Below are 22,473 nucleotides of genomic sequence, written 5' to 3' on the forward strand. Positions count from 1 at the left end.
GCAATATGGATAATTAATCTTGATATTATGATCTAATTTACTTCTTCTCTATTTACACCCTTCTTATTCACATTGATAAGTTAAATCACCAATTATAATTTAGATAATAACAATTTTTAAATTTAAATTTGTCTAGTCTTAGGCCTCCCCTCTTTTTATTGTTTGTTTGTAAGTTTTTTATATTGTAAGACAAAATAAAAATTTAGTCAATTTAGAAATTTAAAAAAACAAGAAAATATTGTTTTATTACTGGATAAGCATTATTTCGATACGTCGGATTAACTTTTTTGATTTCTTACGACAGTTGGTGAAAATACTTCATCGATTTTACATTTTCGTCGTATTTTCGAACTGCGGAAAGTTTCTCATCTATCGACATTTTCACACACCAACATCTAAAAAAGCTGACTACAAAGTTTTTACAACCTTGTAATCAGACTTCTAAAAATGATGCGCTTTCAAAATTTTATGTGCATTTATGTATTCGTTATATGTTTTGCAGAACATTATCGACATGGTCTGCGGTATTTTCGCAATATTTTTATAAAACGTTTGTCTTGCTGCCAAACGTTGTTAATAAACCATGAAAAAAACCTGCCTTGCCAATGTTTTGGCAAGGCAGGTCATCCGTTTACTTTAAATGCTGCCATTGATCTTTTATTGCTATAACAAGAGGATGATCTTTTTCTAATTGTGAATATTGGTATAGGGCCCCTTCTACTCCTGTTTCTTGAATGGTTTTTTGCAACGCAACTGCTTCGTCATCGTTTTCATAGTCAAACAATAACAGTGCGGCAATTCCTTTGACTAAACCAAGCGGTACTTGTCCCAACAAGTCATAATATTGCGTGGCCGGTCCTATGAGGCGATCATTCGCCCCAAGTTTGCGAATTGGAGAACGAGCAACCCGGACGACTTCATCAGAAATGGAAGGATTCATAAAACGTTGAATGATTTTTTGAATATAAGTTTGATGTTCGTTTTCATTCCATCCATATTTCTTTACTAACACCGCACCTGATTCTTGCAGCGCTTTTTCCACATCCGAGCGTATCTCTCCATCATTCATTGCTTCTTGTATCGTTTGCAATTTTTTATAGTATCCTAAATAACTAGCAATCGCATGCCCGGTATTTACGGTAAAAAGCTTGCGCTCAATATAAGGTTTTAAATCATCAACAAAATATGCTCCTTGAATCGGCGGAATGTCGCCAATGATGTTTCGTTTTTCGATCACCCATTCATAAAACGGCTCGACCATAACGGAGAGAGGATCTTCGTTTTTTTGATTCGGAACGATACGGTCTACCGCACAATTTAGAAAACCGTAATACTTTTCGAACAACGGCTTATCTGCTTCGGAAATCTTTGCAAAAACATGGCTTTTTAACACTTCACTTCCGCCAATCATATTTTCACAAGCAATAATATGAAGCGGTGTTTGATTGATCTCGGCTCTTTTTTGCAGCCCCTCCGCAAGAATCGTGGCGATAGCCGGTAAGATATGCGGTCCGACCGCCGTTGTAATGAGGTGAGCTTTTGTGATATAATCAATGACCTTTTCACGTTCTGTTTGACTATTGACAGCAGAAACGTTGCGAATCAGCTGCTCTTGTTTATGTTCATCGGCAATGATGACCCGATACTCCTGTTTTTCCTTTAATAAGCAGACCACTTCATCATTAATATCGACAAACACCACTTCATAGCCGGATTGAGAAAGCAAACTCCAGATAAATCCTCTTCCAATATTTCCTGCGCCAAAATGAACAGCCAACATGTTTAATTCACCTCATTTAGAAGGCGAAGAATATCATCTTCTGTCGCCGCATTAATCATCGTTTCTACATTTTCCTCTTCCGAACAAACGATGGCGATTTTCGAGAGAATCTCCAAATGTTCATTATTTTTTCCAGCGATTCCAATCAATAGTTTGGCAATATTGCCATCTCCGAAATCAACCCCATTAGGAATTTGTACAATCGAAATACCAGAATGTTTGACAAGTTGTTTCGCATCCTCTGTACCATGCGGAATCGCAACGAAATTTCCTATATATGTTGTTGTTAACGCTTCTCGCTCAAACATTTTATCAATATAAGAATCTTCAACATAACCGTGATTCACTAAAATTTGCCCTGCTAAACGAATGGCTTCCGTTTTATTTTCTACTCGTGCATTTAACATAATATTTTCTTTCTGTAAAATTGGCATTGACATGTTATTCACTCCCCTACGCTGTTAAAAATAGTCATGAAAAAACTTGTCTAAATGATAGCTCAAAAATGAATACACCTGTTCGCGATTCCCTTTTGCAAATAAGGCCATGCTATCTTCATCTTTAATGACCAATGAGCTGATATGGCTTAGAACGGAAAGCATTTCTTGACTAGGTGAATCGGGCGCTAACAACAGTAAAATAGTATTTACAGCCATCGGCTGATCGTGCATTCCTTTGATTGTTTGGCATTCCGTTAACCGATAAATCGTAAAAGAAGGAACAAGCACCGCAGAGCTTCGAGTATGGTACAATGCGAGCGACGTTTCCGGTATTCCCAATCCTCCTAATGTCTCTCTCCGCAACAATTCTGTAAGAACTTTCTCAGAGTTGAAAATGATTCCTTTTTGCCATAGCTGATGACATGCCTCTGCTAATACTTCTTTGATGGATCGGCTATTTACCTGTTGTAACGTAAACCCTTCCAAAATTCGGAGAATGGTTTCGCTCATTTTTTGAATGGAAGCCATTTTCTTGACCACATCATGAGATCTTCCTACTGCGTCGTCCACATCTTCCTTACGGGAAACCGCATTTCTGCTTTTTAAAAACTGTTTAATCGACACAATCTCTTCTTCCCGCAGCATTGGACTGACAACGAAATACGGTTTTGCCAAGCCATCAATTGGGACGGTCGAAACGATCAAGTCGTATGGCGTTACATCCGTGTTTCCCAATTCAAAAACAGAAATCTGTTCCATGTGTACAATATCGGGAATTTCTTTTTTCAATCTTGTTGCTAATATTTTTGCCGTCCCTAGTCCACTCGAACAGATCACTAACGCACGCAATCCTTTCTTTTCCCTTAATAATGCCGCCGCAAAGTGGAGAACTAAATAACCAATTTCTTCGTCTGGAACGGTTACATCCGGAAATACTTGTTTCACACCTTTTTTTAATACCGCAAAAAGTTCCGGATAATCTTGCACAATTTTTTCTAAAAGCGGATTGGCAATCCCCATGTTATGCTGGATGCGATAAAGTGCTGGTTTTAAATGAACGACCAAATCTTCGTATAACGTATAATCGTTTGTAATATCTACATGCAGTTCAGCGCTGACAAACCGAATTAGCTCTTGCGCTTTAATGCCTACTTCAAAACTTGCCTCTTCTAGCATATAACCTTGGCGGTCGCGAAGTTTCGCTCCCATTAAATGCATGGTAATATAACCGATTTCCTCTTTTGGAATCGTGATGCGGAAAGCACGCTCTAACGATCGCGCAATTTTTTCCGCGGTTTTATATTCTTTTGTTGTCTGAATCGTTTCTAAATATTGCTGATCAAAATTAATCGATTCCCCATGGCTGATTCGCTCTACTGCTAAGGCAAGATGGACCACTAGCGCAATATATGAACTGTCGGCAATCGTAAAAGGAAGCTCCTCCTTGATCTGTTCAATTTGTTGTTCAATGGTGGCCAATTTTTTTCTATCGACTAGCCCGAGAAGTTTTTCTGTGACCGTATTTAATGTGTTGATGGACTTTTTTTGAATAGACTCTTTCATTAACGAAAGAAACTCATGTTCATCCACGTGACGAAATAGCAGCTCACTCATCATTCTCCGCTTTGCGGATTCGGATCCAGCAATTTCTACTCCATATCCTCGTTTTCGGATTAAGGAGAGTCCGTATTTTTCTATCATTTGATTGATTTTATCTAAATCATGACTAATGGTTGCGACAGTAACGTTGAGGTCGTTTGCCAGCGATAAAAGCTTGACAGGCTCTGTTGCTTCCAGCAAAGCAATCAGAATGATCATCTGTCGTTCCTCTGGTGTATATTCCTTATGGGACAAATGAAATAGATGAAGCGCTAGCTCTTTTTTCTTTTCTTCTTCCCCAATAACCCGAATGCCGACCCCTGCTTTTTTAACAAGTTGCAGTCGGTAATCCTTTAAAATATGTTCGATCCCTTTTAAATCCCGGTGGATGGTACGGTTGCTGACGTCTAGTTGCCGAGCAAGTTCTCCTACCGTTATTTCTTCGTCATTGGACAACAAAATATCTAGTATTTTTCGCTCCCGCGCAGATATATACATGGCCCCTTCACCTCCCCGTCATGCGCAACCATTGTTGACATGATTTAGAATAATAAATAATCTGTTCAATAAAAATTTTAGGCCTCGATCCCTTTTATTACAAGAAATAGATATTGCTTTTTCGTCCTTTTTATTGTTGCCATCTTTTAATAAAATACTTTCTTGCGAAAAGAAAAAAGGTAAGCAAACGCCTACCTTTATTTCTTTAACATTTCAATGAGCTCATCATATTTTGGACTGCTCAAGAAATTTTCCACTGATACATGGAAAGCGTTTGGCAATTTTTCTTTTGCGCGATCCGTCAAATTTTTATGGGTGATAACGATATCCGCATCTGGCGGAAGCTGGTTAATCGCCGTATTCGTTACTTCAATGTCCAGCCCTGCTTTTTGCACTTTATTCCGCATTATAGATGCCCCCATCGCACTTGAGCCCATTCCTGCATCGCAAGCGAATACAATCTTTTTGACGTTGGCTGGGACTGCTTTTTCCTCATTTTTCAACACAGCAACAACATCACTCTTTTTCCCTTTTAATTGTTGCATCTTTTCAGCCGCTTTTGTTATATCTTCTTCTTCGTTATTTTTTGCCGATTTTAAGAAAATCGATGCGACGAAGAATGACACTGCCGTTGCGACCAATACGCCTGCCAAAACTCCAAGATAATTACCTTTTGGCGTCATTGCTAATAGCGCAAAAATACTTCCTGGAGATGGAACCGCCACAAGCCCAGCGTCGAAAATGGTAAATGTTAATACCCCGCTCACTCCACCAGCCATTGCAGCTAAAATTAAAATTGGTCTCATTAAAATATATGGGAAGTAAATTTCATGAATCCCGCCTAAGAAATGGATGATTACCGCACCCGGTGCAGATTGCTTTGCCATTCCTTTTCCAAACAACCAATATGCTAACAAAATACCAAGACCCGGACCAGGGTTGGTTTCAAGCAGGAATAAAATCGATTTTCCTGTTTTTGTTGCCTGTTCAATGCCAAGTGGACTTAAAATTCCATGATTGATCGCGTTATTGAGGAATAACACTTTTCCTGGTTCAATAAAAATATTTGCCAATGGCAATAAGTGCAAATCAACAATTTTTTCTACACCTGCTGCTAACGTTTTGCTAATTCCCGAAACAACTGGCCCAACCCCTTTGAATGCAACTAATGTTAACAGCCCACCGATAATTCCAGCGGAAAAATTATTGACAAGCATTTCAAAGCCTTGTTTCACTTTACCTTGAATCAGCTGGTCAAATTTTTTGATTAGGTAACCACCGAGTGGCCCCATAATCATTGCTCCTAGAAACATCGGAATTTCCGAACCGACAATGACTCCCATTGTCGCTGTGGCACCAACAACGCCACCGCGAACATCATAAATCATTTTGCCGCCCGTATAACCAATTAATAATGGCAATAAATACGTTATCATCGGGCCGACAAGCTTCGCAAATGTTTCATTTGGCAGCCATCCTGTCGGGATAAATAGTGCTGTAATAATTCCCCACGCAATAAATGCCCCAATATTCGGCATAATCATTCCGCTTAAATAACTACCAAAACGCTGAATCTTTACACGAAAGCTAGACTGGCTTTCTGTTGTATGAGTCATGCTTCATTTCCTCCTTTTGCTTACTGTACCTTTATCTTAAAGCGCTTACAGGGAGTATTCAACGATAAGTAAATATCATTTTGTCCGACACATTATTGTCATTTTTTAATAATAGGCGTTTTTGATTCGACTTTTTTAAACAATTAACCACGATATATTGCATTTTATAAATTCCACTTTTGTCGTAAACCTTTTTCCCATTCATAAATGCCCCAAAATCATACAAATAACAATAAGGATATTAAATACTTTTTTGAAAAGAGGGATGATTGATGAGTTTAGATTCAAAAAAAGACCTATGCAGGGAATTTGCAAGAATCCTTGGTGGAACTGGCACTGTTATAAATGGAGTATGTCTTGTGCAGAAATTCAGAGACATTCCATTTAAAATACTTGGAAGAAGAACAAATTCTCCGCTAGTTAACCCTCAATTTTTTTCCTTTGAAAATTTAGACTTCCAAGGAAATGCTCTAAATCTAGGTGAAACGGTACTGCTTCAAGAAGAGGTTAATCCGTTGTTAACAGAATTAAGAAAAAGAAACATTACTGTAACAGCAATCCATAACCACTGGTTGTTTGACCAACCAAGAGCAATGTATATGCATTTTCAATCAATCGAGCCGCCACTGGAATTTGCTAAAAAAGTTCGAGATGCATTCAGAGTATTAAAATATTAGAAGATAACATTGTAATTTAACAAAGCCAAATAATAAAATAGATCTGCAACAACTCGCCTGCTAAGCACTGCTATACAACAAAAAGGACTGAGTCTGTTGATTCAGTCCTTTCCACCTAACTCTCATCATTATCGCTTCAGCAAGAACGATTACAAAAAGATCCATCATCTTTTCCCCCCTTCCCCTATTAACTCCTTTCTTTGACTAGAGCGATAAATGCGTTGAACGAAAATCATAATCATAGCAAACATGATAGAGTTGCACAATTTCTTCATGGGTTGGAACTCTTGGGTTATTTCCTGGACTGCCGCTCGCTAGCGCATCGGCTGCCATTTTATCAACGACCTTATCAAACTGCTCTTTTTCAATTCCCCATGTTTTCATATTTGGAATATGGAGATCCCGGCAGAGCTGCTTCACTTCCAAAATAAGCGCATCGGCCGCTTCTTCATCGGAGGCTGTCTTTAATTCCGGTTTGATCAGACGGGCGATCACTGCAAGTCTTTCTTTCGCGCTCTCTTTTGTAAATTCCAGCACCCCCGGCAGCAGCATCGCGTTCGACACGCCATGCGGCACGTGAAATAGTGCCCCAATCGGTCGGGACATCCCGTGGACAAGCGTCACCGATGCGTTTGAAAACGCAGCTCCTGCCACCATCGCGCCAATTGCCATCTTCTCGCGTGCATCGATATCACTGCCGTTTTCATACGCTTTGCGCAAATTCCCCATGATCGCTTCAATCGCTGATAGAGCCAACACATCTGTCAGTGGATGGGCACGGCGCGAAATATAGGCTTCAATCGCGTGACATAGCGCATCTACCCCTGTTGCTGCAGTAACCGATGGCGGACACGATACGGTTAAAAGCGGATCGACAATCGCCACGGCAGGCAATAATTCTGGCTGGGAAATCATCATTTTGACGTTCGTTTTCGTATCAATAATGACCGTGACTTTCGTGACCTCGGAACCGGTGCCTGCGGTCGTCGGAACGGCGATGAGCGGAAGCGGTTTATTGGCAAACAGCTTGACATTGCCAACATAGTCGCTAATCGTTCCTTCATTCGTCATCATGACCGCCACCGCTTTCGCTGTATCAATGCTGCTCCCTCCCCCGATCGCAACGATGACGTCACACTGCTCTGTACGGCAAATTTCAAGCGCTTCTTTCACATGAATATCGGTCGGCTCCGTATCTACCCCAGTATACTTGGCAAATGGAAGCGCTTTTTTTCGTAAATGTTCTTCACAAATCGCGACATTGCCGAGCTTCTCCATGACTGGATCACTGATAATAAGCACTTTGTTCCCAAGCAGACGCGCCTGATTCCCAATTTCGTTAAATGCACCGCGTCCATATAAAATCCGGCTCGGCATGAGAAGTTGATACACTTGTGACATCGTTCTTCCTCCTTTTTTGATAACGCTTTCAATATAATGATTATGCAAAAGTCATGCCAAGCCGGAACTACCACTATTTTTTTGCTAGTTTAAATATTCAGTTTTTTATTACTACAATGATGCACCGACAATTATCCGACATATTCCAGACATATTTGTACATTATTCCAACGTGTTTATAGATTATATTTTTTCAGTTTTTCATAAAGTGTGGACCGATGCATGCCAAGTTTTCGCGCTGCCGCTGTTTTATTTCCCTTCGCATCAATTAATGCTTGCTTGATTCTTTCACGTTCATAATTATCGACAATATCCCGCCAATGAACATCTGTTTGTTCGATGATATGTTTTCTTTCTTCCATTTCACGACCGTTTTTCATAAACAAAGCTGAAGAAAGAATATGAGAAGGCAAGTGCTCCTTTTCGATTTTTTGCCCGTCCACCATTCCAACCAACCATTCCACTACATTGACAAGCTCGCGAATATTCCCCGGCCATGAATAATCCATAAGCGCTTGCATCGCCTCTTTTGTGAATTCTTTTTGTTTTAAGCCGAACTGCTTACAAATCCTTTCCATATGGTAGGCGAGCAAATAAGGGATATCCATTTTTCGCTCCCGCAAGGCAGGTATATGAATGCGAATAATATTGAGGCGGTAGAAAAGGTCTTCGCGAAACTCACCTTTTTGTACCATTTCCTCTAAATTTTTATTCGTAGCGGCGATGATGCGAACATCAAGCTCCATTTCCGCCACGCCTCCGACTCGCTCCACTTTTTTCTCTTCTAACACTCTCAGTATTTTCGCTTGCATATATAGCGGCATATCGCCTATTTCATCTAAAAATAACGTCCCTTTATGGGCAAGTTGAAACTTTCCCGGCTTTCCACCTTTTTTCGCTCCGGTAAACGCTCCTTCTTCATAGCCAAACAATTCTGCCTCGAGCAGCGATTCCGGAATTGCTGCACAGTTGACGCTGACAAAATTGCCATCAACATACGGACTCGATTGGTGAATCGCTTTCGCCAACACTTCTTTTCCCGTTCCGCTTTCTCCGGTAATTAACACAGTAGATGGCACACGCGCTGCTCTTCTCACCATTTGCTTAATTTTCGCGATCGCTGGGCTGCGGCCGACAATGCTATCCGCACCTGAAATTTGTTTTTTTGGAGAAGCCGCACGTTTTACTTGCTTTTCTTTTTGACTAGATTGACGCGATAACTCTTGTACTCGCTGAAAAATTTGATACACTTCCGAAACTCCTTGAAAAATAAGCATTCCAATTGCCCCGACCACTTTTCCTTCGCGCCAAATTGGAATGCGATGCACAATCATCGTCTGATCAAAAATTTTTTGAATAAATCCTCTTTCCGGAATACCCGTTTCGATGCAAATATGTAATCTCGTATTTTCAATGACTTCTGTCACATGTTTTCCGATCGCATCTTCCCGGCGAATGCCGAGAAATTGACAATACGCCTTGTTTATTTCCCGAATAATGCCTTGCGCGTCCACGACAGCAATTCCTTCATATGCCGAATCAAGAACAGTTTTCATCATCTCCACCATGCTATGCGCCCCTTGCAATTCCTGTTCCAACCGCTGGATATCGGCAACCAGCTCCGAAACGGGCGCATGGCTTTCAGTCGGAACATCGGCCTGCTGTTCTTCTGTATGTTCCACTGTCGTTTCCTGCACGTTCCATAGCGCCTCTATTGTTGTGTCGTCATCCCATTTGTCCGCCAACGCTTTTAGTAGCATCCTGTATGTCAATCGACCGATCTCTCGCCGCTGACGGTCAATTACCGGAATTTCGTTTATCTCGTAGCAGATAAACAGCTGCACTGCTTCTTTCAACGTCTGATCGACACGCAACACGATTTTTTCACATCCATGCATACTTCTGTACATGCAAAGTCCCTCCTTCCCCTTCCTGTTCATATTTTTCGCTGCGCTCAAGAGAAATCCTTTGCATCGATCTGACGCGACAAAAAAGAGGCAATCTTTTCGCTTGCCTCTTTTTATAAATGTGGATATATCAAAGGTTGTAGCTGTTTTAGGAGCGTTTTTTTGACATCCTTTCTAACATTGTAGAAAGTGTATATGATATACCATAGATCTCAAATAAAGAACTTTGTATAAAAATAAATGGCATAATGTGGCTTTATTTTCCAGATATCTAAGTTTGCTGGACAGGAGGTGGATTTTACACAATCATTGGACCTCGACCGATCTCCTCATCATTCTTTTATACCTATGCAAGAATTTGCTCGATTTTCTCCAGCACATCTTCCGTTAATTGGACGTCGACGGCTTTGATGTTTTCTTCGACTTGTTCCGGACGGCTTGCGCCAATTAACGCTCTTGCGATGTTCGGGTGGCGCAATACCCAGGCAAGCGCCAATTGAGAAAGGGTGATGCCGAGTTCGGCGGGTTGCTTTTATACGTACAATTCCTTTTCTCTTAAATGCACTTTCTCTTTCACGCTAGGATTCATTATATATTTAGGATAATATCCCGATAATACATCAGCCACATTCTGGGCAGTTTTTCGCTTCAGTTCACTTTCCGATTCCTCAGAGTACCAAGCAACATGCGGTGTAATAATCACATTCTCCATTTTGAGAAGAGGATTACCCGGTTGAATAGGCTCATATTCCGTAACATCTAGACCTGCACCTGCAATCTTTCCATTCTGCAAAGCACGAATTAATGCAGCCTCATCAATAAGAGGACCGCAGGCTGTATTTACGATAAATAGTTCCTTTTTCGCAAGATCAAATTGCTCGTCGCTGATCATTCCATGTGTATCTTTCGTCAACGGAGCATGGACGGAAATGTAATCAGATTGTTTAAATAGATCGTTTAATTCTACCAATTGAACATTTAATTGATTGGCTACCTCTTGCGGGATATATGGATCATAAGCAATGATATTTAAGCCAAAAGATTGTGCTTTTTTAGCCAATGCCTGTGGAATTCTTCCTAGTCCTACAAGTCCAAGTGTTCTGCCGAGTAATCGATAAATTGGTTTTCCTAAATTAAAATTCCACACTCCATTTTTTACTTCACTATTTAACTTGACAACTTTGCGCACCAATGAAAGCAACAAAGCAAAAGCATGGTCAGATACTTCATCTACCGAATAATCTGTGACATTGGCAACGATGATGCCCTTTTGGGTAGCCGCATCCACATCGATGGTATTGACTCCTACCCCATATCGTGAGATAACTTTACAGTTTTCTAAGTTTGCAATTACCTTTGCAGAGATAGGAGCGTATTGATTAATAATCGCATCGGCATTTTTGCAGGCAGCGATTACCTCATCTTCAGTGCGGCACTGTATAGCTACGAAGTCTACATTCAATGAGGAAAGCACTTCTTGTTCAGGAGCTAGTGTTTGAAATTCATAATCAGTAACCACTATTTTAAATTTTTTCATTTTTCTCTCCCCCTAAATTTTTTCGTATTGTCAAAAATTTTTTAATAAAAACCTGTAAAACTCTTGGTATGAATGGACATGTGGGTAAAAAACGTTCTCCCCCCTTTAGGAGAGAAATTCTGACTGCATCTTTCCACCGAGGCTTTACATTGAGTGACGAGTATGATAGGCTATAAAGCCTTACGCAACAAGGATTGGCTGCGTCTTTGCGTAAAGAATCATGCTCGTGGAGGCTCAATGTCAAGCCTTCAATATTCGAAGAGTTTTCATATTTCTTTTGACACTACCTCCGTCGCCTTCTAATTGGACAAAAAAGGCAGTTAGTAGAGAAAAATGCTTGCAATAATTCAACAACATCATATCAACTATTTGTATTAAGGGATGTCTCTGAGAACATCGCCAAAGTAACATGGAAAGTTTTAAAACAGTTAAAAAATATGTGAATAAAGAAGACGGGAATCCGTTTGTGAGACTTTTTATAACCAGATCGATAAAATTAAGACAAAAAAGAGGTAATCGACAGTTTTGCGATAACCTCTTTTGAAAAGTTAAATAAAGTTATGTTTTGCTAGACATTCGAAGTAAAATCTAACTCCTTCATCATTTATATCATTTAAAAGTAAAATAGACAATTTGCTTATGTTTTAAAAATAAAAAAATCAGGACTGCTCTTTCATCGATTTTTGAACAGCCCTGTCTATTTCTGCTTGCATTGTTTACTTCATAACTTTTTCAAGCAAACGGGTATTGACATTTCCGCTAACAAATTCTTCGTCCTGTAAAACTTCTTTTAAAAATGGGATTGTTGTTTTAATCCCTTCAACTGTAAATTCATCTAATGCGACAAGCATTCGTTTCATGGCATGTGTTCGATCATAACCATGGACGATGACTTTAGCGATCATGGAATCATAAAACAAAGGCACTGAATAGCCTTGGTAACAATGGGTATCAATCCTCACTCCAGGTCCTTGCGGCATTTCCCATTTTGAAATTAATCCTGGACTTGGTCGAAACCCTTCTTCCGGTGCTTCCGCATTGATTCGGCATTCGACTGCATGACCAGTAAACCGAATATCTGATTGGGTAAAGCGAAGTTTTTCACCACGTGCAATATTTATTTGTTCCTGTACTAAATCAACACCTGTAATGGCTTCAGTCACTGGGTGTTCAACTTGAATTCTTGTGTTCATTTCAAGGAAATAAAACTTTTGTTCATCTTGATCCACAATGAATTCAACCGTCCCTGCATTTTCATAGGAAATGTTTTTGGCTAGCTTCACTGCTGCTTCACGGATCTCTTGGCGAAGTTTCTCAGAAATATTAGATGCGGGCGCTTCTTCAATTAATTTTTGATGCCGGCGTTGTGTTGAACAATCCCTTTCACCAAGGTGAATAACATTTCCGTGTTGATCGCCAAGGATTTGCACTTCAATATGCCGGGCGTTAGGGATATATTTTTCAACGTACATAGTTCCATCACCGAAAGCTGCTTTCGCTTCAGCTGAGGCTGATTCAAAAACCGTTTTAATATTGGCATAATCGGTAATAATTTTCATACCGCGGCCCCCTCCTCCAGCTGCGGCCTTTAACATAATGGGTAAACCTATTTTTTCAATGGTTTGAATTACTTCTTCAAAGGATGCCACTTTTTCGGAACCTGGCAAAACAGGGACGCCGCATTGCTGTGCGATTGATCTAGCGACAAGTTTGTTTCCCATTTTCGAAATGTGCTCCGGTTTTGGACCGATAAATATGAGACCTTGATCTTGACAGTTTTGTGCAAGTTCCGCTACTTCCGATAAAAATCCATACCCTGGATGTATTGCATCTGCCCCAACTGATTTCGCTGCTGTAATGATCACGGGAATGTTTAAATAACTTTTGGTTGAATTAGCTGGTCCGATACAAACGGTTTTGTCAGCTAATCGAGCTGGAAGACTGTCTATATCAGCTTCAGAAACGGCAAGAACTGTTTCGATTCCTAAAACCTTGCAAGATCTTATAATTCGAACTGCTATCTCGCCTCGATTGACGATGAAAATTTTTTTAATATTCATTTGACCTGCACCCTCTATCTTTCATTTAATAGAAATTAAGTTTTTCCAATCATCAAAAGAGCAACGTAAAGTGAAGAAATCGGTATAAAACCGATCCCTCTATTTGTGAACTTAAAAATCGATATACCATTTTATATTTTTTCCGATATGATAAAGGTGCTTACGTCTATTTGACTTTAACTGAAAATAACGGTTGGCCGTATTCTACTAGTTGTGCATCCTCAACATGAATGTCGACAATTTCTCCTTTTACTCCCGCATGAATTGCACTGTATACCTTCATGACTTCGATTAATCCAACCGTTGTCTTTTCTTCAACTTGGTCGCCAACTTTCACATATGGAGGAGCACCTGGTTCAGATTGAGCATAAAACAAACCGGCCATTGGCGCTTTAATAATTTCAATCCCTTCTTGTATGGCAGGTATTTCTTTAGAAGTGTTTGAAGGTGCTTCCTCAATCACCACTTGTTCTTCCGTTGCAGCTGCCTCTTGGTACTGAATTTCTTGTGTTTTTGATTCTACAGGAGTTTCAGCAGCGACTTGGACAGTTTGTTTTTCAGTCTCACTTGATTCGATCACACCATTTTTGCCGATTACAATTTTATAATCTTCATTCTCAAGCTTTAAAAAGTTAAAAGAAGATGCCTCTAATTTTTCAATAAGAGCCGTAAGGTTTTGTACATCCATTTCACTTAAAATTTCCAATCCTTTTTTGTTCATATTTTCCCCTCCTACGTTTTCTTTGACACAACCGCTGTCTATCCGAAACTTTTTTTATTTTGTTAAAACTAAAGAGCTGTTAAAACCTTGTATTTGCACATGTGTGATATCTTGCTGCTTACTAAGTTTATCTAGCAGTTGTACTAATGGAGTTGACGCTGAAAAATAGGTCTTATGAGGCCCTGCTTTACGCATCTCTTCAATTTCTTTTGTTCCTTTCATAATATAGCGAAGCAAAAACTCTTCATCCGATAAATCAGGACCGCCGAATTGCTCTCTTATTTTATGAAGAGGTACATCTCGATCTGACGGTTTTGACAACTGTTTTGCTCTCGGCAAAGATAAAATCTTATCCCGTAAATTTTGATCCATCCAAGTGTAACCAGAGTCTTCACTAAATATTCCTTGAGCGAATTGAATAATTTCATCAATTACTACTTTGTAGCGCTCGCCTGTAGCAACATTGATCGCAGCTTGACTGACAACAAATTGAGAATACGGAGTAATCATCACCGGATAGCCTAAATCTTCACGAACACGCACCGTTTCTTCCAATACTTCATCTAATCGGTTTTCAAGTTTTAATTCTTTTAATTGGTGTTTTAAGTTTGATATCACTCCGCCCGGAATTTGGTAAACATATTGGGAATAATCGTAATAGAGCGGTTGTCCGATAGGCAGATTTTCTTCTTTCGCGATTTGCATTAATTTATCTGAAGCCCGCTGGATTCTTTCTAAATCTAAGCTTGTTTGATGGCCTAAATATCCGGCATTTTTTACTGTATTGAAAACGGATGGCTGAGAAGATCCGTCCGCTAACGGCGGAATGGCAGTATGAAGGGTCCGAACGCCAAGTTTAACCGCTTCCATATACACCGCTTCGGCTAATCCCGTTGTACAATGGGAATGGAGTTCAACAGGAATGCCGCCCGCGTTTTCCAAAATCACCGGCATCAACGTTTTGATTCTATCTGGTGTTAAAAGACCTCCTTGGTCTTTTAAATAAATAACATCCGGTTTCATTGCAGCTAACTCACGGGTTTTCTCGGCATAATACTCATCCGTATGCCGTGGTGAAACAGTATAAGAAAGAGCTAGAACAACTTCTAAGTTTAAACTTCTTAAAAACGGAAGATACCATGGATAAAGTTTATCTACATTCCCGAAAATATTTGCCATAATTTGTACCCTGTTTAATACTCCCGTTTCCACAATCCGCTTATAAAACAGTTTCACAACTTCAACAGGGGCGTTTATAATCTCAAAGGGAAAAATGGCCGGTTCCCCCATAGTACCTTTTGTTACATTTGGCATTTTTTCCGCCAACATACAAACCAATTTCCAAGGATCTTCTTTTAAATCTCTTATCATCTTTTTGAAATTAATCGGCATAACGGGTACTTCAACAACGCGAAAGCCAGCATTTCCAATGTCTTCTGCAACCGCTTCCATCATTCCTGTTCGCATTCCGGCTGCCCACAAACTTTGGGATCCATCGCGGAACGTTGTATCAACAAATTGTAAATTCATTTTATCCCTCCATAAATTTTTTAAAATTTCTTATAAAAGTAACATTTCTCGCTATATGAAAATTCTATGAATCTTATTAACAAATAGTCAGTATTAATATAGAAAAATTTTTTACACATTTATTTCTTCAACTAATTTCGCTTTCATTTCAAACCTTGGTAATGTTCCTTTTGGAACAAGTTGAACATCAGAGGTAAAAATCAGTTTCGAACGAAGAGTACTCTCTATCTCTTTTTTCAATGCCGATTGCTCACTTTCGGTTAACCCGTCTTCAACCTCCACTTGAATGGGTAAAGGAGGATGTACTAACGGCGGTTTTTGTTTTAACAAGATTCGAATTTCTCCCGTCACTTGTGGACGGAAGCTGCTGACCACATCTTTAATAGCTGATGGAAAAACATTGACACCTCTTACAATAAGCATGTCATCAGTTCGTCCGATGCATCTGATTCTGAAACTTTTTCTGCCGCATTTACATTCACCTGTTTTAACCCGAATTAAATCTCTCGTGCGGAAGCGAACGAGCGGACAGCATTCGCGATCGATCGCTGTATAAACGAGTTCCCCTTCTACTCCATCAGCTATTGGAATCGTTTTACCCGTTTTCGGGTCAATGATTTCGCAAATGACAAAGTCTGAGCCTATAAAATGCATTCCATCCTGTTCCGGACACTCGCTAAACAAGACAGGAGCCATATCTGCATTTCCCATTGCCTCTAAAACTTTACATCCCCAGTCTTGCTCTATTTTTTTTCTTACTTCCGGCAGACCACCTCCCGGTTCGCCTCCTACAGACATAATTTTTATGCCAAGATCTTTAGGCTCCATATGAAAATGGTCCCGTACATATTCTGCTAAATAGCTTGCATAGGAAGGGGTGCAAAATAGAACATCCGCCTGAAAATCTTGAATGCTTTGAACTACGCGTTCAGAAGCGCCGGTACCAATAGGAATAAATGTTGCACCTAATCGTTCAATGCCGTCTTTCATTGAACTTCCAACGAAAAAACTAAGTCCCATGGCAAAAACGATTCGACTGTCTCTTCCAATCCCGTGGGTCGTCAATACCCTTGCAAGAATTTCTGTCCATACATCCCAGTCATGCCTTGTGATCCCAACATATGTTGGCTTCCCTGTTGTTCCTGATGAAGAATGCACCCGAATGACATCTTCTAAAGAAGCGGCCGCGTGCAACCCTAGAGGCGGCTGAATTCTTTGGCTCTCCCTTATCTCATCCTTTGTTGTAAAAGGTACTTTCTCTAAATCCCCGATCGTTTGAATATCTTCAGGCGAAATTCCCGCTTGTCTAAATTTTTCTCTATAAAATGGGGAATTTTCATACACATACTTTATTTGTTTCCTCAGTTTTATTTCTTGAAAATCCTTCAATTCCACATAAGGTTCGTTGAATGCGTTTTCAAATTTCAGAATCATTTTTATCCCACCTAAATTATGAATATTTTGTTTTTATTGAATTTTTCGATTTGATGTTATAATAAAAAACAGTTAAATAAAAGTATACATTCCCGCTATATGACATTTATCAAAAAAATAGTTGTATAAAAATATAGATTCTCGCTATATGATAATTTCAAAAATTTTGGAGGAAGCATATGAATGAAACCTATTCGATTCACACAATCAAAAATGCCATGAACATTCTAAAACTATTTACGAAGGAGAATCCTGAATGGAAACTATCAGAGATTTCGAAACAGCTTCATTTAAACATTAGCACGACCAAAAGATTATTGGTGACCCTTGAAGATTATGGCTACATCTTGCGAGATTCTCAATCAAAACGATATAGGCTAGGCTATATGTTTCTCCATTTATCTGAAATCATTACAACAACAATGGAAATTCGAAAAGAAGCCAGACCCGTTTTAGAAGAACTCGTTCAAAAATTGGATGAAGCCGTTCATCTAGGAGTCCTGGAAGGAACTGATATCGCATACTTAGACAAAATTGAGAGCAAACATCCGATCCGGTTAAATTCACACATCGGGAAAAGAAATCCATCCTATTGTACAGCCTGCGGAAAAATCATGTTAGCTTATCAAAAAGAGGAGAAAAGAGAAAAGTTAGTGAAAAAAATTGAAGAAAACGGGATTGTACGTTATGGACAAAATACTGTTGCATCTGCTCACGAACTGATCACTCAATTAAAGGAAATTCAAAAACAAGGTTTTGCTATTTGTATTGATGAATTTTACCAGGGGATTAGCATCGGTGCTCCTGTTTATGATTATACAAATGAAGTCATCGCAGCGATTAGTGTTACAGGAAGAAGTAATCGGATTACCAAAGAGGATATTCCCTATTTTACCCAAGAAGTCATCCGAGCCGCCAAAAAGCTTTCGAAAATGCTCGGATATTTTAATTAATCTTTAGGCGGGAGTTGCTAAATTACATGAAAAAGAAAACTTACTCTTCTTTAGAAAATGCCTTAAGAATTCTCGATTTATTTACCATGGAAAAAAGTGAATACTCCATTAGAGAAATTTCAGATCAACTTGGAATCGCCTACAGCACTGCTCATCGGCTAGTAAAAAATCTTGAAGACGAAGGCTTTATTGTAAAAGATTCCATATTGAACAGCTACCGATTAAGTGTGTCCATTCTTTCCTTAAGTTCTGTTGTGACAGCCCACACAAAACTTATCAGCAATTCTACCTATTTACTTAAGAAATTATCTTCTCAATTTAAAGCAACGGTTCAAATTGGTGTGATGCACCGCGAACACATTTACTATATTAATAAAACAGACTACGAACATCTTATCATGGGGTATGTGACGTACATAGAAAGAAAGGTACCTTTACACTATACAAGTGCTGGAAAAATTTTATTGTCGCAACTATCTGAAGAGGAAATTATCAATTATTCCGAACAATATCTTTTAACTGCTACCGCTTTTTCAAATATTGAGGACTTTTTAGTTGAACTCAAACATGTAAAAACTAATGGATATGCAATTTCAGCGGATGAACATTATCAAGATTTCATCACTGTCGCCGCTCCTTTGAAAAACACAAGCGGTCATATTATTGCTGCTATTGAATTGATATATCCAAATGATGCAAAACTATTGCGAACGATTGAGCAAAGGGCAAAAGAATTCAAGAAAGTTTGCGAGAAAATTCGGCTTAACTCGTAACGTTCAAATGTCTCCAATCCTTTCTAGAATCATTAGTTAGATAGCGGTACTATTCAAAGGATGCTTCTTAACTGGGATAGTTGATGTCCATCTCTTTTATCGGTATGTTTTAAGCGTTTGAAAGGTATGTCCTGTCTCTTTGGTGATGACTTGCAAAGATACCCTTCATTTTATATTTGATGTGATGATGTTGAATCATATGAAACGCTGCAACATCATCAGGAATCAACACAACTGAAAAAGAAGCTGAACAACATCTAGAGACAGGCAAGTCGCAAAAAAAGAAAAGAACAAGACGATTGATTTCTTTGACCAAATAAAAAGAAGGTTACGCTTAAAAAATACTAAAACAAAAACGACTAGCTAAGATCAAGGGCAATCGTCGTTTTGCAGATTTTCTTTGCGGAACTCGATAAGGACATGTTGAATTGGGAATTGTGACATTACGACATCCTGAAAACAGCAAGCATCAGCCGGGTCCAACATTGAAACTGATTCTGGCAAGGACAATGGTAGGAAGCCAGATTTTTTGTATGAACTCATGTTTTAGGACTGTTAAGACCTTTTCTCCACATCTACTAAAGTAACACAGACATTGGCCGGAGTCTGTGCTACTACTCTTCATATGCTTTCAAGAAAAACTTGATTTCTCCATGGAAGAAAGCTGATAATTCACGATCAATTTTTACAATAGCCATATTTACAATTCGATTTATTTTAAGAATCCAAACTCCTTAATAAAGTAAGCAATTACTTTTAACTCGTTTCTAAAATGGAAAAAAGCATTTTTAAATACTTTTCATTTAACACAATTTTGTTTCGCAAATTCTTCAAATCACTTTTTCACGTATGCACTAAAACACCATAAAATATGGTATTATTTTCTTGGGAGGTGTTTCATTTGAAAATAGATAATATGGTGATTTCTCAATTTCTTATAGGTTTTTCTTTGCTTCTAATATGTCTGACAACGGAACAGAGTAACGATATTCTTCAAAAATGTTCTTTATTTATTGGAATTCTGTCTATTGTTTCTGGTTCAGTTTGGGCGTTTGTAAATGGCAAAAGAAATAAAGATCCAGTCTGATAATTTATATCGGCTGCTTGTTGGCCGATTTGGACACCTCGAATCTCTGTTTCCATTTACATTTTTTGACTAACATCAAATGTGAAAAAATTTAGTTGACGAATAAATCAAATTTACCATAACCACCGTTATCAAAAATGATTAAACGGCCTTAGTCCTGCGGATCAAGACTAGCGACTCCAATCTTAATGCAGTCGATCCCTTTATGGTCTTAGTCATTCGAAGTTTAGGATCGAGACCGCTGATTGTTTCCACGTTCTGCTTGAAAGGAAGCAGTTCATCTTGGATTAGTGTGCTTTTAAAGCTAGATAAAATTTTAATGCTGTAAAGGTTCATTTTTGTAAAAGGTTAAAAACTTTTGATCATAACCTATCGTCAAGTGAGAAATAAGATTCGTTTTAAAGTAATCATAAAATTTTTCGAAATCAACAATTTCTCTGCCAGCGGAGAATGGAATATCTTGACTTGCAACAACAAATGGAATAACGCTGGCTCGCTCATAAAATTCATAAACTAAGGACAAGTCTTCAGCCTCTGCATAACCTAATATGTATTCTGTTTTCGGAAAGGAATATTTTTCATCCAAAATGTTTTTGATTGTTACAAACTTTGGAGAAAGCTCTAAAAGGAAGTCATCGTAGTAATCAGGAATCATTGCATAGATTATTCTTTTTTGAGGAAACAATTGATTTATAATATTTTCCAATATCTCTTTCGAACGGTTTTTCTCAATGTCAAATTTATATTGTATCATAAGCAAGCACCTCTATTTTTTGTCTCCCCATTTGGGATTAATATGATGCTTTCTAATTTTATTTTAGTTGTCCGCTTATTTCCTTCTTTATAATTTAAAACAAAAATCGTTGTCTTAGTACCAATATTTTTTTCATAATTTTATACCTTTTTACAGCTTTTCATACTTTCGTTACATGCTGTTTTGCAACTATAGTGCTCTTAGCCACTCTCTAATTGCAGCAGCAACTGAACCCTTCAAGTAGAACGTCCTAATTATGAAGAATTTAATATTTCCTCCAGTTTTGATACGGAGGCATTTGCGAACTTTCTTCTAATTTTGTTAAATCAACATCTGGAAAATCGATTCCCGTTTCTAATAAATAAATTAGAGAGGAATTTTTCATATTATGAAAAAGAAAGATAGAAGCAAATATTCTTTGGCAGATCACATCTTTGCTAAAACAGTTGTATCTTTCATGTGCTTAGCCATTATTTCTTTTCCTTTTCTTGTTTTTTATTTTGTAATGCATCTTATTTCATGGACAAACGATGTTCATATTCATGCATCGGGAACCCTATCTTCTATAAAAATTGTTCTCAAATTTTTTGTAACTACTCTCTTTATTACAGTGATCATGGATATGATATTTTCCGCCGTGTTAAACCGTGCAAAAGGAATTCTTGGTTATATTTCCGAAGCTCTTCTCATGCTCGCCTTTTTCTATTTGTATGTGTTCTTTTATTCTCTTCTATCTAATGAAATTGTAATGACAGAAAAAGGTCGTCTTTATGTTTCCCTATTTTTGTTTTTCGGGTATTTATGTATTCACGCAGTATATGTTGGCGCAAAACGGCTTTCTAAATTTATAGTAAAAAATTGAGATAATTACATTTGATACGAGGTGCTGGAAAATGATGAGAGAGGCGTTTTTTCTTTATATATTTTTACAACTATTCACTGGAGATTTGATATTAGGTCAATAAAGTAGACACAAAAATTTATAAATTTTTTTTCGCAGCTACCGCGCTATCGTTTGGTGGCCTTTTAAAAATGGCTATGTTAAAGTTTAATGTTGATTTTATATAAAAAATATAACTTCCAATTATCTGGAAGTTATATATCGTAGTTTAGTCTTATTCACCTAAAGCCCCCTTTAGTTGAAGAGTAAGAGACATCTATTTAAGTAACCTCTGAACTATTTTTGTTTTCCAAATACCAAAACCTATCAAAGCACCTACCATATTAAGTATAAAATCATCAATATCAAAACTTCCTCTTCTTGTAACTAATTGTGTTACTTCAATAACAAATAACAATATAATCATTGAGAACGTAAATCCACCTACCTTGTTTATCTTTTTAATATAGTAAGGTAGGTAAATTCCCATTGGTAAAAACATAATTAAGTTACCAAAGAGGTTTTTTATAGGTATACCTATATTCAAACTTCCGTCAAACATTGCCGTAATATATGTACTAATAGTTTTAAATGGAACGAAATTTGAAGAACTCCTTAAATATTCTATTAACGATAAGTCTGTCCATATATGACCTCTAATTCCCACAAACATAACTCCTACAAACAACAGCATTACCAGTGCTAATAAATAAAATATGAAACTAATACTAAAAATTACCTTTATTACTTTTTTCATTTACAGCTCATCCTGTCTTTCTTCGTATTTTTAATGTTAGCTCTTAAACTATCCCGCCACGTTAATTGA

Annotated in this window: 18 protein-coding genes and 1 pseudogene; 5 read left to right on the forward strand and 14 right to left on the reverse strand. The window is 38.2% G+C overall.

Annotated elements, in window-relative coordinates; translation table 11 throughout:
• Window positions 1-631: 631 nt before the first annotated feature.
• From RI196_RS10105 to RI196_RS10120, 4 genes are all read right to left on the reverse strand, one after another.
• Window positions 632-1,780 carry a mannitol-1-phosphate 5-dehydrogenase gene (locus RI196_RS10105; RefSeq protein ID WP_311066188.1) on the reverse strand — a complete coding sequence of 383 codons (1,149 nt, stop codon included), beginning with the start codon at window positions 1,778-1,780 and terminating at the stop codon, window positions 632-634.
• Window positions 1,781-1,782: 2 nt separating this feature from the next.
• Window positions 1,783-2,220, reverse strand: a complete 438-nt coding sequence (locus tag RI196_RS10110) for a PTS mannitol transporter subunit IIA (protein ID WP_311066189.1) — start codon at window positions 2,218-2,220, stop codon at window positions 1,783-1,785.
• Window positions 2,221-2,241: 21 nt separating this feature from the next.
• Window positions 2,242-4,317, reverse strand: a complete 2,076-nt coding sequence (locus tag RI196_RS10115; RefSeq protein ID WP_311066190.1) for a BglG family transcription antiterminator — start codon at window positions 4,315-4,317, stop codon at window positions 2,242-2,244.
• Window positions 4,318-4,514: 197 nt separating this feature from the next.
• Entirely contained in the window at window positions 4,515-5,933 is a 1,419-nt protein-coding gene (locus RI196_RS10120; protein WP_311066191.1) for a PTS mannitol transporter subunit IIBC, read from the reverse strand.
• A gap of 272 nt (window positions 5,934-6,205) precedes the next feature.
• Here RI196_RS10120 and RI196_RS10125 point away from each other — a divergent pair, with 272 nt between their 5' ends.
• On the forward strand, window positions 6,206-6,610 hold the full coding sequence (locus RI196_RS10125; RefSeq protein ID WP_311066192.1) for a DUF1259 domain-containing protein: 405 nt from the start codon (window positions 6,206-6,208) through the stop codon (window positions 6,608-6,610).
• A 204-nt stretch (window positions 6,611-6,814) separates the two neighbouring features.
• Here RI196_RS10125 and RI196_RS10130 read toward each other — a convergent pair whose 3' ends face one another.
• The 8 genes and pseudogenes from RI196_RS10130 to RI196_RS10165 all read right to left on the reverse strand — a co-directional run bounded on the left by RI196_RS10130 (window position 6,815) and on the right by RI196_RS10165 (window position 17,200).
• Window positions 6,815-8,002, reverse strand: coding sequence for an iron-containing alcohol dehydrogenase (locus RI196_RS10130; protein ID WP_311067345.1), 1,188 nt, complete (start codon window positions 8,000-8,002; stop codon window positions 6,815-6,817).
• A gap of 185 nt (window positions 8,003-8,187) precedes the next feature.
• Entirely contained in the window at window positions 8,188-9,921 is a 1,734-nt protein-coding gene (locus RI196_RS10135; RefSeq protein ID WP_311066193.1) for a sigma 54-interacting transcriptional regulator, read from the reverse strand.
• A 343-nt stretch (window positions 9,922-10,264) separates the two neighbouring features.
• Window positions 10,265-10,450: pseudogene (locus RI196_RS10140) on the reverse strand (aldo/keto reductase); the annotation flags it as partial.
• A complete protein-coding gene (locus RI196_RS10145) occupies window positions 10,451-11,455 on the reverse strand; it encodes a C-terminal binding protein (protein WP_311066194.1) in 1,005 nt (334 codons plus the stop codon). It abuts the pseudogene before it with no gap.
• Window positions 11,456-12,171: 716 nt separating this feature from the next.
• Complete coding sequence (accC, locus tag RI196_RS10150) at window positions 12,172-13,515, reverse strand: acetyl-CoA carboxylase biotin carboxylase subunit (protein ID WP_311066195.1); 1,344 nt, start codon at window positions 13,513-13,515, stop codon at window positions 12,172-12,174.
• 166 nt (window positions 13,516-13,681) lie between these two features.
• The gene (locus RI196_RS10155) at window positions 13,682-14,236 is read right to left on the reverse strand and encodes an acetyl-CoA carboxylase biotin carboxyl carrier protein (protein WP_311066196.1); all 555 of its coding nucleotides are present in this window, start codon (window positions 14,234-14,236) and stop codon (window positions 13,682-13,684) included.
• Window positions 14,237-14,290: 54 nt separating this feature from the next.
• Window positions 14,291-15,766, reverse strand: coding sequence for a hydroxymethylglutaryl-CoA lyase-like TIM-barrel protein (locus RI196_RS10160; protein ID WP_094245982.1), 1,476 nt, complete (start codon window positions 15,764-15,766; stop codon window positions 14,291-14,293).
• Between the two features lie 111 nt (window positions 15,767-15,877).
• Window positions 15,878-17,200: a phenylacetate--CoA ligase family protein gene (locus RI196_RS10165; protein ID WP_311066197.1), complete on the reverse strand. Its 1,323-nt coding sequence runs from the start codon at window positions 17,198-17,200 to the stop codon at window positions 15,878-15,880.
• Window positions 17,201-17,379: 179 nt separating this feature from the next.
• On the opposite strand from RI196_RS10165, the gene RI196_RS10170 reads away from it, so the two are divergent.
• The 3 genes from RI196_RS10170 to RI196_RS10180 all read left to right on the forward strand — a co-directional run bounded on the left by RI196_RS10170 (window position 17,380) and on the right by RI196_RS10180 (window position 20,013).
• Window positions 17,380-18,153 carry an IclR family transcriptional regulator gene (locus tag RI196_RS10170; protein WP_063388202.1) on the forward strand — a complete coding sequence of 258 codons (774 nt, stop codon included), beginning with the start codon at window positions 17,380-17,382 and terminating at the stop codon, window positions 18,151-18,153.
• A gap of 26 nt (window positions 18,154-18,179) precedes the next feature.
• A complete protein-coding gene (locus tag RI196_RS10175) occupies window positions 18,180-18,926 on the forward strand; it encodes an IclR family transcriptional regulator (protein ID WP_311066198.1) in 747 nt (248 codons plus the stop codon).
• 901 nt (window positions 18,927-19,827) lie between these two features.
• The gene (locus RI196_RS10180; protein WP_063388204.1) at window positions 19,828-20,013 is read left to right on the forward strand and encodes a hypothetical protein; all 186 of its coding nucleotides are present in this window, start codon (window positions 19,828-19,830) and stop codon (window positions 20,011-20,013) included.
• Window positions 20,014-20,329: 316 nt separating this feature from the next.
• Here RI196_RS10180 and RI196_RS10185 read toward each other — a convergent pair whose 3' ends face one another.
• Window positions 20,330-20,767 carry a hypothetical protein gene (locus RI196_RS10185; protein WP_311066199.1) on the reverse strand — a complete coding sequence of 146 codons (438 nt, stop codon included), beginning with the start codon at window positions 20,765-20,767 and terminating at the stop codon, window positions 20,330-20,332.
• 388 nt (window positions 20,768-21,155) lie between these two features.
• Between RI196_RS10185 and RI196_RS10190 the strand changes: the two genes are divergently transcribed.
• Window positions 21,156-21,629 (forward strand): hypothetical protein, encoded by a 474-nt coding sequence (locus tag RI196_RS10190; RefSeq protein WP_063388206.1) that lies wholly within the window; start codon window positions 21,156-21,158, stop codon window positions 21,627-21,629.
• A 295-nt stretch (window positions 21,630-21,924) separates the two neighbouring features.
• Here RI196_RS10190 and RI196_RS10195 read toward each other — a convergent pair whose 3' ends face one another.
• The gene (locus RI196_RS10195) at window positions 21,925-22,404 is read right to left on the reverse strand and encodes a VanZ family protein (protein ID WP_063388207.1); all 480 of its coding nucleotides are present in this window, start codon (window positions 22,402-22,404) and stop codon (window positions 21,925-21,927) included.
• Between the last annotated feature and the right edge of the window lie 69 nt (window positions 22,405-22,473).

Source organism: Aeribacillus composti, assembly GCF_031760945.1.
GTDB classification, from domain to species: domain Bacteria; phylum Bacillota; class Bacilli; order Bacillales; family Aeribacillaceae; genus Aeribacillus; species Aeribacillus composti.

Excerpts from the sequence above, each read along its gene's own strand:
- RI196_RS10105 (WP_311066188.1), bottom strand. The coding sequence starts at position 1,780 with ATGTTGGCTGTTCATTTTGGCGCAGGAAATATTGGAAGAGGATTTATC.
- RI196_RS10110 (WP_311066189.1), bottom strand. The coding sequence starts at position 2,220 with ATGTCAATGCCAATTTTACAGAAAGAAAATATTATGTTAAATGCACGA.
- RI196_RS10115 (WP_311066190.1), bottom strand. The coding sequence starts at position 4,317 with ATGTATATATCTGCGCGGGAGCGAAAAATACTAGATATTTTGTTGTCC.
- RI196_RS10120 (WP_311066191.1), bottom strand. The coding sequence starts at position 5,933 with ATGACTCATACAACAGAAAGCCAGTCTAGCTTTCGTGTAAAGATTCAG.
- RI196_RS10125 (WP_311066192.1), top strand. The coding sequence starts at position 6,206 with ATGAGTTTAGATTCAAAAAAAGACCTATGCAGGGAATTTGCAAGAATC.
- RI196_RS10135 (WP_311066193.1), bottom strand. The coding sequence starts at position 9,921 with ATGTACAGAAGTATGCATGGATGTGAAAAAATCGTGTTGCGTGTCGAT.
- RI196_RS10145 (WP_311066194.1), bottom strand. The coding sequence starts at position 11,455 with ATGAAAAAATTTAAAATAGTGGTTACTGATTATGAATTTCAAACACTA.
- accC (WP_311066195.1), bottom strand. The coding sequence starts at position 13,515 with ATGAATATTAAAAAAATTTTCATCGTCAATCGAGGCGAGATAGCAGTT.
- RI196_RS10155 (WP_311066196.1), bottom strand. The coding sequence starts at position 14,236 with ATGAACAAAAAAGGATTGGAAATTTTAAGTGAAATGGATGTACAAAAC.
- RI196_RS10160 (WP_094245982.1), bottom strand. The coding sequence starts at position 15,766 with ATGAATTTACAATTTGTTGATACAACGTTCCGCGATGGATCCCAAAGT.
- RI196_RS10165 (WP_311066197.1), bottom strand. The coding sequence starts at position 17,200 with ATGATTCTGAAATTTGAAAACGCATTCAACGAACCTTATGTGGAATTG.
- RI196_RS10170 (WP_063388202.1), top strand. The coding sequence starts at position 17,380 with ATGAATGAAACCTATTCGATTCACACAATCAAAAATGCCATGAACATT.
- RI196_RS10175 (WP_311066198.1), top strand. The coding sequence starts at position 18,180 with ATGAAAAAGAAAACTTACTCTTCTTTAGAAAATGCCTTAAGAATTCTC.
- RI196_RS10185 (WP_311066199.1), bottom strand. The coding sequence starts at position 20,767 with ATGATACAATATAAATTTGACATTGAGAAAAACCGTTCGAAAGAGATA.
- RI196_RS10190 (WP_063388206.1), top strand. The coding sequence starts at position 21,156 with ATGAAAAAGAAAGATAGAAGCAAATATTCTTTGGCAGATCACATCTTT.
- RI196_RS10195 (WP_063388207.1), bottom strand. The coding sequence starts at position 22,404 with ATGAAAAAAGTAATAAAGGTAATTTTTAGTATTAGTTTCATATTTTAT.